Source organism: Saccharopolyspora aridisoli (genome assembly GCF_004348445.1).
GTDB classification, from domain to species: domain Bacteria; phylum Actinomycetota; class Actinomycetes; order Mycobacteriales; family Pseudonocardiaceae; genus Saccharopolyspora; species Saccharopolyspora aridisoli.
Genome location: NZ_SMKV01000012.1, coordinates 89,884 through 103,350, shown reverse-complemented (window position 1 = coordinate 103,350; position 13,467 = coordinate 89,884). Strand labels below are relative to the sequence as shown.

Here is a 13,467-nt window from a genome sequence, read left to right as displayed (position 1 = left end):
GTGCTTCGCGAATCCGCGCACGAGGTCGGGAGCACGTCCTGGCGTCACCGGGTTCGAGTCCAGCGATGGTGACGATCAGAGGAACGGCCATGACTGGCGATGCGCTCGTGCTCATCGCCGAGCTGCTGCAAGTCGCACGGCTCGAGGCGGGCGGTGGTACCAGCGACCCAGGTGACCAGCGCGGAAGATCAAATTTCGAACTAATGTTCACCTGATCCGGCCACGGTCCTTGACGGGGGATGGGGGCTGGGGTTGAATGAAGGTGTTCGAACTGAAGTTCGAGATCGGAAACGGCCGGTGTCGGGGTCGGCCGCTCCGATGGAGTTCGGCGCTGTGATCCGGGTGCAGGCGCAGCGCTGACTCCACCGCTGCCTTCCCCGCAGCGGCTGTTCGTGGGTGCCCGCGCCGGGGTCGGGCACCCACCGCGGTCACGTATGTGGGGAGGGCGGCGATGTCCGCGACGGTGTCTTCGGCGGCGTTGAGCGCGCCCACGGCTGACGGGGTGTCCGTGGGTGTGCCGCACGTCGAGGCGGGCGGTGTCCCGGGTGCGGGCCGGGTGCTGCCGACGCGGGCGGAACTCGCCGCCGTGCTGCCATGGCCGGGTTTGCGCCGTGGCAGCACGGTGGCGGTGCGCGGATCGGTGTCGCTGCTCTTCGCGCTGCTGTCCGAGGCGACGGCGAACGGTTCCTGGGCGACCGTGGTGGGCCTGCCCGGAATCAACCTGGTCGCCGCCGCTGAGGCCGGGGTCTCGCTGGAACGGCTCGCGGTGGTGCCGCGGCCGGGTTCCGACCCGGCGGGCGTGATCGCCGCGCTGCTGGACGGTGTCGACCTGGTCGTGGTCGGCGGAACCGGGCAGGTGCTCGAGGCCGATGCCCGCAGGCTTTCCGCGCGGGCCCGAAACCGTGGCTCGGTGCTGCTGCCGTTCGGTCGCTGGCCGGGTGCGGAGGTGCAGCTGCGATGCTCCGGCGCGCGTTGGCGCGGACTGGGGAATGGCCACGGTCACCTGCGGGAACGCGATGTCACGGTGAGCGCGGAAGGGCGTGGTGCGGCGTCGAAACCGCGCTCCTGCCGACTGCTGCTCCCGTCCCGCGACGGTTCGCTCGCCGCTGTCGAAGAGCGTCCCGCCGCACGGGCGCACCTGCGCGCGGTGGCTGGGTGAGCGACGTGCCCGCCCGCAGAATCGTCGTGTGGTGCCCGGACTGGCCGGTGGTGGCCGCTTCGCGCGCCGCCGAACTCGAACCACTCGTTCCCGCAGCGGTTTTCGCCGCGAACCGGGTTGTCGCCTGCTCGGCGACCGCCCGGGACAGCGGCGTGCGCAGGGGGATGCGCCGCCGCGAGGCGCAGGGCCGCTGCCCGGAACTCGTCGTCTGCGAACACGATCCAGCGCGTGACGTGCGGTTCTTCGAGCCGGTCGTGATCGCCGTCGAGGAACTGGTGCCCGGCGTTGAAGTCGTCCGGCCGGGGCTGGTCGCCGTGCCCGCCAGAGGTCCCGCCCGCTACTTCGGCGGGGAGGAGGTCGCCGCGGAGAAGCTCGTCGACGAGATCGACGCGCAGACCGGTGTCGAGTGCCGGATCGGTGTCGCCGATGGGCTGTTCGCCGCGATCCTCGCCGCTCGTCACGCGCGGCACGTCGAACCCGGTGGTAGCCAGGAGTTCCTCGCGCCGCTGCCGATCGAGGAGATCGAGCAGCTCGCCGACCGCCTCGGCCAGAAGCAGGCGGCGGCGCAGTCGGAACTCGTGGACCTGCTGCGGCGGCTGGGGATCGGCACCCTCGGCGAGTTCGCGGCGCTCGATCCCTCGGACGTGGCGACCCGGTTCGGTCCTGCCGCCCTGCTGGCCCACCGGGCGGCGGGAGGTCAGGAGGCACGTCCGGTCAAGCGGCGGCGGCCGCCGCCCGAGCTGGTCGTCGCCGAGGAGCTCGACCCGCCGGTGGACCGGGTCGACCGGGCCGCGTTCGTGGCCAAGGTGCTCGCCGACGAACTGCACGCCAAGCTGGGCGCTCTCGGACTCGCCTGCACTCGGCTGGGCATCTCGGCGCGCACCGGCAACGGGGAGGAGCTGCACCGGGTTTGGCGTTGCGCGGAACCGCTGACCCCGGCGGCCACCGCCGACCGGGTGCGCTGGCAGCTCGACGGCTGGCTCAACGGCCGCAGCCGCAGGGGCAAGCCCACCGCCGGGCTCGACGAGCTGAGCCTGCGCCCGGACGAGGTGGTCGGTGCGGGAGGGCTGCAGCTGGACCTGCTCAGCGCGGCCACCGGCGAGGCCACCGCCCGAGCGGGTCGGGCTTTCGCGCGGGTGCAAGGCATGCTCGGCCCGGAGGCCGTGCTGACCGGTGTTCTCGGTGGTGGCCGGGACCCGCGCGACCAGGTGCGATTCGTGCCGTGGGGCGATGAGCGACGTGCCGCTCTGCCCGTCGAGCCGCCGTGGCCGGGCCGGATCCCGGCTCCGTCACCGACGGTGGTGCCGGGTGACCCGTGGCCGGCCCGGGTGTTCGACGCCTCGGGTGAGCCGGTGTGGATCACCGGCCGGCTGGGGCTGTCCGCCGCGCCGCACGTGGTCGAGGTCGGTGGCGGCAGGTCTCGCGCGGTGGCGGGTTGGGCTGGGCCGTGGCCGGTGACCGAGCGGTGGTGGGTGGACCTGCTGGCCGGTGGCTCCGGCCAGACCGCGCCGGATTCACAGGTCCCGCCGCGTGCGCTGGTCCGACTCCAGGTCGTGCTGGTCCCGGAGTCCTCGGACGGGGAATCAGACGAGGTGGCGCTGCTCCTGGTGCACGAGCGCGGGGACTGGTGGGTCCAGGGGGCCTACCGCTGAGCTGGCGAACGCTCGTTCGAGTGGAAGCTCGGTTGTTCGGTGGCGCCGGTAGTTCGAACAGGAGTTCACTAGGTCCATGAGCTGGTTCAACCCTCCCCAGAGCTGGTCGGAGCTGGAGAAGGCCCTCTCCGGCGAGGCGCTGCCGCACCGCGACGACGGTCCGCCGTCGCGACCGCGCACCGAGCATCGCGCGGTCGGAGCGGTGCCACCCGGCGACCGGGTGCCCTACGCCGAGCTGCACGCGCACTCCAACTTCAGCTTCCTCGACGGTGCCGCGCACCCCGAGGAGCTGATCGAGGAGGCCGCACGGCTCGGTCTGGAGGCGATCGCGCTCACCGACCACGACGGGCTCTACGGCGTGGTGCGGTTCGCCCAGGCGGCCAAGGAGCACGGCGTGCGCACGGCGTTCGGCGCCGAGCTGAGCCTGGGGCTCACCCAGCCGCAGAACGGCATCCCCGACCCCGAGGGCGGGCACCTGCTGGTGCTGGCCCGAGACCTCGACGGTTACGCCTCGCTGTGCCGCGCGATCAGCACCGCTCAGCTGCGCGGCGATGAGAAGGGGCGACCGGAGTACCGGCTGGAGGAGCTGGCGGCCGAGGCCGCCGGGCACTGGCAGGTGCTCACCGGCTGCCGCAAGGGTGCGGTGCGGTCGGCGCTGGCGACCGGTGGGATGGACGCGGCGGCGGTCGAACTCGACCGGCTGATCGGGCTCTTCGGTCGCGAGCACGTCACCGTCGAGCTCACCGACCACGGGTTGCCCACCGACTCGGTGCGCAACGACGCGCTCGCGGAGCTCGCCGATCGCGCCGGCCTGTCCACAGTGGCCTCCACCGGTGCGCACCTGGCGGGGCCGGACCGGGCGCGGCTGGCGAGCGTCGTCGCGGCCGTCCGCGCGCGGCGCAGCCTGGACGACATGGACGGTTGGCTGCCGGCCTGGGCGGGCAACCACCTGCGCTCCGGTGCCGAGATGGCCGAGCGCTTCGCCCGCTACCCGGGCGCGGTGCAGCGGGCCGCCGAGCTGGGCAAGTCCTTCGCCTTCGACCTGAGCCTGGTGGTCCCGCAGCTGCCGCCGTTCGACGTGCCACCCGGCCACACCGAGGTCAGCCACCTGCGGGAGCTGGCCTACCTCGGCGCGCTCGACCGCTACGGGCCGCCGCAGGCGGCGCCGGAGGCGTACCGGCAGATCGAGCACGAGCTGGCGGTGATCGAGGAGCTCGAATTCCCCGGTTACTTCCTGGTGGTGCACGACATCGTCGACTTCTGCCGCCGGCACGACATCCTCTGCCAGGGCAGGGGATCGGCGGCGAACTCGGCGGTGTGCTTCGCGCTGCGCATCACCAACGCCGACCCGGTGCGCTACCAGCTGCTGTTCGAGCGGTTCCTCGCGCCGGAACGCGATGGTCCGCCGGACATCGACATCGACATCGAGTCCGACCGGCGCGAGGAGGTCATCCAGTACGTCTACACCAAGTACGGCCGCACGCACGCCGCGCAGGTCGCCAACGTCATCGGCTACCGGCCGAAGTCCGCGGTGCGCGACGTCGCCCGCGCGCTCGGCTACTCGCCCGGTCAGCAGGACGCTTGGAGCAAGGAGATCGAGCACTGGGGCCCGCTGCCCGAGGACTCCGACATCCCCGGCGCGGTGCGCGATCTCGCCGACGAGCTGATGGGTTTCCCGCGCCACCTGGGGATTCACTCCGGCGGCATGGTGATCTGCCATCAGCCGGTCAGCGAGGTGTGCCCGGTGGAGTGGGCAAGGATGCCCGGCCGGACCGTGCTGCAGTGGGACAAGGACGACTGCGCCACCGTCGGGCTGGTGAAGTTCGACCTGCTCGGCCTGGGCATGCTCTCGGCGCTGCACTACGCCATCGACATGACGCGCGAGCACCACGGCCTCGAGGTCGACCTCGGCGAGCTGGACCTGTCCGACCCCGAGGTGTACGCGATGCTGCGCAAGGCCGACGCGATCGGGGTGTTCCAGGTGGAGAGCCGCGCGCAGTTGGCCACGCTGCCCCGGCTGAAACCGCGCGAGTTCTACGACCTCGTGGTCGAAGTCGCGCTGATCCGGCCCGGCCCGATCCAGGGCGGATCGGTGCATCCCTACATCCGGCGCCGCAACGACGAGGAGGACTGGGACTACGAACACCCGCTGATGGCGGGCGCGTTGGAGAAGACCCTGGGGGTCCCGCTGTTCCAGGAACAGCTGATGCAGCTGGCCGTCGACATCGCCGGGTTCAGCCCGTCCGAAGCCGACCAGCTGCGCCGGGCGATGGGTGCCAAGCGCTCCGCGGAACGCATGGAACTCCTGCGGGACAGGCTCTTCGAGGGCATGGCCGCCAACGGCATCGACGAGGACCTGGCCGAGCACATCTACCGCCGCATGCTGGCCTTCGCCAACTACGGTTTCCCGGAGAGCCACGCGCTGAGCTTCGCGCTGCTGGTGTTCGCCAGCGCCTGGTTCAAGTGCTACTACCCGGCGGCGTTCTGCGCGGCACTGCTCAAGGCGCAGCCGATGGGTTTCTACTCGCCGCAGTCGCTGGTCGCCGACGCGCGCAGGCACGGAGTCGTGGTGCGCGGACCGGACATCAACGCCAGCCGGGTGCACGCCGACCTGGAACCGGACGCGACCAGCACCGGCCGCCAGGCGGTCCGGATCGGCCTGTCGTCGGTGCGCAAGCTCGGTGAGGACCTCGCCGAGAAGCTGACCGCCGAACGGGCCGCGCACGGGCCGTTCGCCGACATGGCCGACGTGGCGCGGCGAGTGCGGCTGAACGCACCGCAGATGGAGGCGTTGGCCACCGGCGGGGCTTTCGACTGCTTCGGCCTGACCCGGCGCGAAGCGCTCTGGAATGCTGCAGCGGCGGCCCGCGAACGACCAGACCGGCTGCCCGGCACCACCGTCTCGTCGGACGCCCCGGCCCTGCCCGGGATGGACGGCGTCGAGAAGGCAGCGGCCGACGTGTGGGCGACAGGGGTCTCACCGGACAGCTTCCCGCTGGAGTTCGTCCGAGACCGGCTCGACGAGCTCGGCGCACTACCGGTCGCACGTCTGTCCGAAGTGGAGCACGGTACCCGGGTGCTGGTGGGCGGAGCCGTGACGCACCGGCAACGCCCGTCGACCGCGGGCGGCATCACCTTCCTGAACCTGGAGGACGAAACCGGATCGGTCAACGTCGTCTGCTCACCCGGGTTGTGGGCTCGGTATCGAAAGGTCGGGCGTACCAGTGCCGCGTTGTTGGTGCGTGGGGTTGTGGAGCGGACGGAGTCGGTGGTGAACCTCCGGGCTGATCGGCTTCAGAAGCTGAACATTCGCGTCCCGTCGGAATCTCGCGACTTCCACTGAACGGCTCTTCCGACGACTGCTCCGTGCTCGTTCTGCGCAGCGCTGCCAGAAGCGGGACCTCAGACGCCGGCTGGTTGCGGGATCCGAGGACCACGTGTGGCCAGTGCACGGCGCTACGGCTGTCCTCCCCAGTCTGAGAACCTGCGGCGGTGCAGGTTCGCTCAGGTGGGCCGAGGAAGAACCGGCTCCGCCGGTTGCCTGAAGGGGTTGGGCCTCAGGCAGTTCCGCACCTGCGGATGGCCAGCAGGGCGAAGGTGCGGGCGCACTGCTCCAGGTCGGCGATGCTGACGTGCTCGTCGTCGGCGTGCGCGTAGCGCACGTCGCCCGGGCCGTACTGCAGCGTCGGCATGCCGGTGGCGGCGTACTGGCGCAGGTCCGACCCGTAGGGGGCACCCACGACCTCCGGGAGGGGACCGCCGGCGGCGATGATCACCTCGCGGGTCTCGTCCAGCAGCGGGTGCCCTTCGGGGAACCGGCCGCTGGCGAAGATGCCGCCCGGCCAGGTGACCCGGACCGGGTGCTCGGCCAGCCACGGGTCGGCCGCGCAGGCTTCGGCGACGGCGGCGGCGAACTCGGTCTTGGCCTGCTCGACGGACTCGCCCAGCCGCACGCCGTAGCGGCCCTCGGCGACCGCGAGGTCCGGGACGGTGCTGGCCCAGTCGCCGACGCGGGCCGTGCCGACCGACAACGGGTACGGGATCTCCAGGTGCTCCACCAACGGGTCGAGATCGACGTTGCGCCGGGCCTCCAGCTCGCGCAGCACCGGCAGCAGTTCGGCCAGCTTGTCGAGTGCGTTGACACCCCGGTAGCGGGTGGAACCGTGCGTGCTCTGCCCGGGGATCTCCAGCCGGAACGTCAGCGAACCGCCGTTGGCCGCCACGATGGTGTTCTGGGTCGGTTCGGCGATGACGCACGTCTCACCGCGGTGGCCGCGCTGCAGCGTGGCGAACGCGCCGAGACCGCCGTCCTCCTCGGCGACGACCGCGTGCACGGCGACCGGCCGGGCCAGCTCGACGCCCGCGGTGCGCAGCGCCGTCAGGGCACCGAGGAAGGCGACCACGCCGCCCTTCATGTCGCAGGTGCCGCGACCGGCGGCGATGCCGTCGGAGATGCGCAGCGAGTACGGGTCGCGGTTCGGCCAGCGGTCCAGGTCGCCGGGCGGCACCACGTCGGTGTGCCCGCAGAGCACCAGCGCTGGGTCGCCCTCGCCGCTGACCCCGACGCAGCCGTAGGCCTCGTCCCGGTGAGCCTCCTGACCGGGGAAGTCGGGGTGCTCGGCGATTTCGCGGACGTCGATGCGCCAGTGGTCGACCCGGTGGCCGAGCGCGGAGAGGCGGTCCGCGCACCACTGCTGGGCGTCGTGCTCGGCGGTGCTGCCCCCGACGCTGGGGATGGCCACCAGTTCGCGGAGGTCGTCGACGATGGCGTCGATGTCCACGGCGTCCAGGGCGCGCTGCTCGGCTACGGTGCGGGGCTCCACTGCGGTCACGCAGCAGAACCTAACGCGGAACCCCCGGTCTGCGGGAAGCCCGTCGACAAATCGCCTCGGCCCGGCGAAGGGACCACGACCGCCGGGCACTGAGTACCATTCCGGCGTGGCCGAAGGCGACAGCACCAAGCGTGAATTCGAGATCGGCAAAGACGGTCTGGGCGGCATCGTCGTCGGCATGGACGGCAGCCCGGCCAGCTTCCACGCCGCGGCGTGGGCGGCGGGTCTCGCCCGGCGGGAGCGCGCGCGTCTCGTGCTGGTCTACGTGGAGGCCGTGGGCGGCGTCGCCTACTGGTCCCCGATGGGCGTCGCGGTGGCCACCGAAGCTGCCGAGTCCCTGGTGGAGGAGCTCAGGCAGGAGGTCGTCTCGCACCTCGAGTGGGTGGACATCGACTGGGACTTCGTGCACCACCGAGGTGATCCGGCGGTGGGCCTGGAGCAGGTCGCCGAGCAGTACCGCGCCGACCTGATCGTCGTCGGCCGTTCGCGCCGGAGAGGCGGACTGCTCGGCACGGTCCCGGCGACGCTGGTGGTGGAAGCGGTCCGCCCGGTCGTCGTCGTCCCCTGAGGCAACCGGGCTGGCACGGCCTCCCCCTGGAGCAGCTGCACCGCGCGTTCACGAACAGCTCGTGGCCGCGGAGCCTCAGGCGGAACTTCCCCGCTCCGCGTGGGACAGGGTGTTGATGACGGTGCCGCTCGGGTCGCGGTGGAAGAACCTCCGCACGCCCCACGGCTCGTCGGTCAGCGGGTGCACGATCTCGACGCCCCGCTCCACCGCGGCCGCGTGGGCGGCGTCGACGTCGTCGACCTCGACGGAGATGTCCGGGTGCTCTGGAGCGCTGGCGTCCTCCGTGATCAGGGCGAGCTGGCGCTTCCGGTCCTCCGGGGCGCTGAGCGTGACGATCCAGCCCATGTCCATCACCACCTCGAAACCCAGCACTCGCACGTAGTGATCACGCGTGGCGGCGATGTCGGTGGCCTTGATGTTGGGAACAACTCGGTGGATTCGCATGGCACCTCCGGTGTCGTCGGGCGCTCGTGCCAGGGTGTGGCCATGACGAGCGCGGTCGGTGAGGACTTCCAGGAAGCGATCTTGCCGGATCAGGAGTGGTCCGGCCGGGTCTTCGAGCGATGCGTGTTCACCGACGCCGACCTGACCGGTGTGAAGACCCGCAACTGCGTGTTCACCGACTGCGATTTCACCGGCGCCGACCTCAACACCTCCTCGCACGTCGCCAGCGCGTTCCGGTCCTGCAAGTTCGAGCGCACGGTGTTCGGCAAGAGCAGCTTCGACGGGTGCAGCCTGCTCGGGTCCAGCTTCGTCGACTGCCGGCTGCGATCGCTGAAGGTCCGCGAGACCGACCTGACGCTGGTCGCGATGGGCCGCTGCGACCTGCGCGACGTCGATCTGCACGGCGTCCGCTTCCGGGAGGCCAACCTCACCGAGTGCGATCTGCGCGGCTGCGACCTCCGCGAAGCGGACTTCACCGGGGCGCGAATGCTCGGCGCGCGCCTCGACAACGCCGACCTCCGGGACGCCCGCCTCGACGCCGACGCCCTGGTCCAGGCGAACCTCCGGGGCGCCCGGGTCGACACCGCCTTGGCCTTGTCCTTCGCAGCGGCCCACGGCCTGCACCTGGACTGACCGGTCTCGCTGCGCGCGGGCCGGGGACCTGGAACGCGGAGGAGGGCCCTCCCCCGAGCTGGGGAAGGGCCCTCCTACCAACCTGTCTCACTCCATGGGCGGACGTTCGCCCGACGGCATCTCGGCGAGGGTGCCGTCGGCGACGAGATCGCTGACCGCGGCCGGGAGCACGAACGCGGTGCCGCCTCCGGGCTGCTCGAACCACGCGACCGCGGTTCCCCGCAGCGCCTGGATCGGTCGCTGCACCCGGTAGGCCGAGTAGGTCCGGTTGGACCACTGCGGCGGCAGCGAGCGGTGCGTGTACGGCGTGCGCACGGTGTACATCACGTTGCCGTTGGGCTCACCGAAGCGGTCGAGCTCGGTGCCCGGCTGCAGCATGACGATCCGGCGGTCCCGGTACAGCGTCAGCGGCGGTTCGCCGTTGAGCGGCTGGATCTGCTGCCCCTGCTGGGCCTGACCGCCGTTGGTCGGTTGGCCGTTGGGCGCCACCTGCGGCTGGCCCTGCGGGGGCTGCTGTCCCTGCTGCGGACGCGGTGGCCCGGGCGGCGGCCCCTGCCGTTGTGGACCGGCCATGCCGGGGCCACCGGGCCCGGGGCGACGCTCGGCGCCACCAACGGGACCCTGCTGCGCGGCGGGGCCTGCGGCCGGGGGAACCGGAGCGTTGCTGTCCCGGCGCGGCTGGCGCTTGGGCAGCGGGTTGGAGCCCGGCGCTCCACCGGCCTGCGGCTGCACCGGGTTCCCCGCGGGCGGGGACGGCGGAGCCTGCGGCGGAAGCGGGCGGTCCATCGACGGAACCGGCTGGAACCGGGTCGGCTCCTCGCCGGGCGGTGCCGGCGGGGCCTGCGGTGCCGGTTCCTGGGACGCCTGCGGCGCCTCCTGGTTCGCGGTGAAGAGCGGGTTCCCACCGGTGCTCGGGCCTGACTGCTCCGGCTCGGGAGCGGCGCGTGGGGGCAGTTCCGACGCCTGCGGCGTGCGCAGCGGCAGATCCGCCGACGGCTCCGGGGTGCGCTTGGGCAGCTCGGAGGCCGGTTCCGGGGTCCGCTGCGGGAGGTCGGCGGGCTCCTGCTGACCGCGCTGCGGCAAGTCGGCCGGTTCCGGGGTGCGCTGCGGGAGCTCGCTGGCGGGATCCGGGACGCGCTGCGGGAGGTCAGCCGGTTCCTGCGGCGTGCGCTGCGGGAGTTCGGTTTCCGGCGCGGCGCGCTGCGGCAGGTCGGCGACTTCGGGAGCGGCCGGGGCCGGAGCGGCCAGAGCCGAAGCAGCCGGGGCTGCGGCGGTCGGCTGCTCCATCAGCAGCTTGCCGAGCAGGTACGCGGCGGCGTGGTCGACGCGGGCGAACCGGACGTCCTCGTTGCCGGTGACGACCCAGTCGTCGCCGTCCTGCACAAGGCAGTGGGCGTCGGCGCTGCGGCTGCCCAACCGGTAGGCGTCGCTGTCCACCCGGAAGTCGGACAACCGGTCGTGCAGCTGTGCCAGCACTTCCTGAGCGTCGGGCGCGTCGTCGTCCTCGTCGAGGACGTGCCGCGAACCGGACGAAGACGGTGCGTCGTCCTCGATGAGCTCGTCGGCAGGCTCGGGGATCACGTCGGCCTCGGGCTCACCAGCGGTGGAACCGATCGAGGCGGCGCCGACGGCGGCTGCCCCCGTTCCGGCGGCCACACCGGCGCCCACACCGAGAGCAGAACCTCCGGTGTTCGGCTCCGACACGTGGGCCGCGTCGTCGGGCTGGTCCACGAGTTCGCTGATGGCCGCTTCGCGGGTCTCGTCGTCGACGTCGCCGACGGTGAAGCCGCGGCTGCGGACGTGCTCGACCAGCGCCGATTCCGGCGGCATGCCGTACTGGGCCAGGTAGTAGGCCACCGAGCCCGGCCACAGCCAGGTGCCGTCGGTGTGCCAGGTGCCCGGGACGGACTGGGCGCGCTCGGGGTCGAAGTGGTCCTCTTCGTTCTCCCGGGAGGCCAGCACGACCGGAGCGTTCTCCAGGTACTGCCGCAGCGCGCCGACCTCGTCGGCGGGCACCGGACGGCGCTCGGACACCACCGGGCGACCTTCGTCGTCGACGTCGTCGAAGACGTTGGTGATCCGGAAGCGGCCGGAGCCGATGGTGGCGTGGGAGAAATCGGCCTCGTCCTCGAGCCCCTCGACCGTGTCCGGCACCACGGGGGTGTCCTCGGGCTGCGGGGATGCGGTGCCGTCGACCCGTTCCTGCATCCAGTCAGGGATGTTGTCCTCGGACCGCGGGTAGCGGCGGAGTTCGTCGACGTAGGCCGCGCGGGGCAGCGGGCGCTGCCACTGCGGCTCGGTGTCGAAGTTGATATCGATCCGGTAACTGGACGGGCGCTCGACCACGTAGAGCGCGCTCAACCAGGTGCCCACGTCGGGGCGGTACATGCCCTCCCGGAGGCGCTCGAAGATCTCGCGCAGCTCGACCGGCGGCTCAAGCGAGCGTGAACTGCCGTCCTGCGCGGTGAGCTCACCCAGCAGGTCGGTGTACTCGCCGGTGGCGCGGTACTCCACCGTGATCTCCTGCCAGTCCTCAGGAGCGCCTTGTAAGAGCAGAACACCGATCTTGCGGGCGATCTGCTCCTGCTCTTCCGGACTGATCGCTGTCGGACGCGACATGGGTGACATCCTCCCCCTCTCGACGAGGCAACCCGACTCCACCCCGTCGAAACGCTACTCGACGCGGGCCCGGCGTTGTGCGCTGTGTGTGACATCCGCGCCGCCGTTGATCGTCTTGTGGCGGTTTTCAAGATCACCCTGGGTGAGACCAGTGATCTCGTCCCAGAGCTTGCCTGCTGGAAGTTCGAAAGAACATCACACCACCAGGTGTATTGGATCAGCGAGGGGGCCCGGAAATCAGTAGCGGTACGCCCGTGCCGAACGCCACAGTTATCACGTGCTGCGCCCCTACCGGCTACTGGCCGTTGTCCCACACGCTCCGTCACTGATGGGCTTCGGCCTGCTCTCGCGCCTCTACGTCCCGGCTCAGGTGATGGTCCTGACGTTCCTGATCGCCGATTGGACCGGTTCGTACGCGATCGGCGGTGCGGTCTGCACCGCCATGACCATCGGCCAGGCGATCGCCGGACCGGTGCGCGGACGTGCGGCCGACCGCACCTCGGTCGCGAGAGTGCTGGTGGTGAGCGGGTTCTTCCAGGCGGCAGGGTTCGCGGTGATGATCGTGACCGTGCATCGGGTGGACGGGGCGCACTGGTGGCTGATGCTGCTGATCGGGCTCGTCACGGGCCTGGCGTCGCCGCCGCTGGGGCAGGTGGCGCGTTCGATGTGGCCGCGGATCGCTCAGGGCGAGGCGCGCGAGGCCGCTTACGCGGTCGAGGCGACGCTGCAGGAGCTGCTGTACGTGGTGGCGCCGATGTTGGCGACGTTCGTCGTGGCGGCGTGGAACCCGTCGGCGGCGCTGGTGGTGCTGGCGGCCTGGGCGCTGATCGGTCCCGGCCTGTTCGCCTCGGCGTTGTGGCGGGCCGGGGTTCGTGGCGGGCTGGGAAGTGGTGCTCCGCGGGGAGGTTCGGCCGGCCGGCTGCGGGTGCGGGGCTTCCTGTCGATGATGTGCTTCTTCAGCCTGGCCGTCGGTGCGCTGGTCTCGGTGGACCTGGTGCTGGTCGGATGGGCCCGCGAGCGTGGCGAGCCGGGTCTGGCGGGAGTCATGGCGACGGCGTGGGCGCTGGGGTCGTTGGTGGGTGGTCTGGTGATGGGCGGCTTCCCGCGCTACCGGCTGGGGGTTCGCTGCGGGCTGGCCGCGCTCGGGCTGTGCGCGCTGGTCCCGGCGCTGCCGCCGGTGTCCAGCGGATCGCCGTGGGTGATCGGGGTGATCCTGGCGGTCGGCGGTGCGGCGATCGCGCCGTTGCTGGCGGCCTCCAACGGGCGGCTGGCCGATCTGGCGCCGCCGGGACGTCGGGGCGAGGCGTTCGGCTGGATGACCACAGCGGGCACGTTGGGTATCGCGATGACCACTCCGCTGGTGGGTTCGATGATGGACCGCGGGGGTCCGGCCCTGGCCGGGGCGACTTGCGCTGCGCTGGCGGTTGCCGCGTTCGGCGTGGTGCTGGTGCACCTGCGCCGCTCTGGTCCGCTGCGGCCCGCCGCGGAATCGGTGGGAGCAGTGGTGGACAGAACTGCGGACCGGCGAGGTCAAGCCGCGACCGATCTGCCACGATGAGC

At 71.8% G+C, this 13,467-nt stretch carries 10 protein-coding genes; 7 read left to right on the top strand and 3 right to left on the bottom strand.

Annotated features, from left to right (window positions below; translation table 11 throughout):
• Window positions 1-89: 89 nt before the first annotated feature.
• From E1161_RS28350 to E1161_RS12225, 4 genes are all read left to right on the top strand, one after another.
• Entirely contained in the window at window positions 90-215 is a 126-nt protein-coding gene (locus tag E1161_RS28350) for a hypothetical protein (RefSeq protein ID WP_268951384.1), read from the top strand.
• A 236-nt stretch (window positions 216-451) separates the two neighbouring features.
• A complete protein-coding gene (locus E1161_RS12235) occupies window positions 452-1,159 on the top strand; it encodes a hypothetical protein (RefSeq protein WP_132622746.1) in 708 nt (235 codons plus the stop codon).
• Entirely contained in the window at window positions 1,156-2,811 is a 1,656-nt protein-coding gene (locus E1161_RS12230) for a DNA polymerase Y family protein (RefSeq protein WP_132622744.1), read from the top strand. The genes E1161_RS12235 and E1161_RS12230 overlap by 4 nt, the downstream gene beginning before the upstream one ends.
• A gap of 76 nt (window positions 2,812-2,887) precedes the next feature.
• Window positions 2,888-6,154, top strand: a complete 3,267-nt coding sequence (locus E1161_RS12225; RefSeq protein ID WP_132622742.1) for an error-prone DNA polymerase — start codon at window positions 2,888-2,890, stop codon at window positions 6,152-6,154.
• A gap of 214 nt (window positions 6,155-6,368) precedes the next feature.
• Here E1161_RS12225 and E1161_RS12220 read toward each other — a convergent pair whose 3' ends face one another.
• Complete coding sequence (locus tag E1161_RS12220; protein ID WP_235874972.1) at window positions 6,369-7,643, bottom strand: ArgE/DapE family deacylase; 1,275 nt, start codon at window positions 7,641-7,643, stop codon at window positions 6,369-6,371.
• Window positions 7,644-7,749: 106 nt separating this feature from the next.
• Between E1161_RS12220 and E1161_RS12215 the strand changes: the two genes are divergently transcribed.
• Window positions 7,750-8,211 carry a universal stress protein gene (locus tag E1161_RS12215; protein ID WP_132622738.1) on the top strand — a complete coding sequence of 154 codons (462 nt, stop codon included), beginning with the start codon at window positions 7,750-7,752 and terminating at the stop codon, window positions 8,209-8,211.
• Between the two features lie 75 nt (window positions 8,212-8,286).
• Here the strand turns inward: E1161_RS12215 and E1161_RS12210 are convergent, their stop codons facing one another.
• On the bottom strand, window positions 8,287-8,655 hold the full coding sequence (locus tag E1161_RS12210; protein WP_132622736.1) for a VOC family protein: 369 nt from the start codon (window positions 8,653-8,655) through the stop codon (window positions 8,287-8,289).
• Window positions 8,656-8,697: 42 nt separating this feature from the next.
• Here E1161_RS12210 and E1161_RS12205 point away from each other — a divergent pair, with 42 nt between their 5' ends.
• Window positions 8,698-9,288: a pentapeptide repeat-containing protein gene (locus E1161_RS12205; RefSeq protein ID WP_132622734.1), complete on the top strand. Its 591-nt coding sequence runs from the start codon at window positions 8,698-8,700 to the stop codon at window positions 9,286-9,288.
• A gap of 87 nt (window positions 9,289-9,375) precedes the next feature.
• Here the strand turns inward: E1161_RS12205 and E1161_RS12200 are convergent, their stop codons facing one another.
• A complete protein-coding gene (locus E1161_RS12200) occupies window positions 9,376-11,907 on the bottom strand; it encodes a TNT domain-containing protein (protein WP_132622732.1) in 2,532 nt (843 codons plus the stop codon).
• A gap of 328 nt (window positions 11,908-12,235) precedes the next feature.
• Here E1161_RS12200 and E1161_RS12195 point away from each other — a divergent pair, with 328 nt between their 5' ends.
• Window positions 12,236-13,465 carry an MFS transporter gene (locus E1161_RS12195; protein ID WP_132622730.1) on the top strand — a complete coding sequence of 410 codons (1,230 nt, stop codon included), beginning with the start codon at window positions 12,236-12,238 and terminating at the stop codon, window positions 13,463-13,465.
• Window positions 13,466-13,467: the final 2 nt, after the last annotated feature.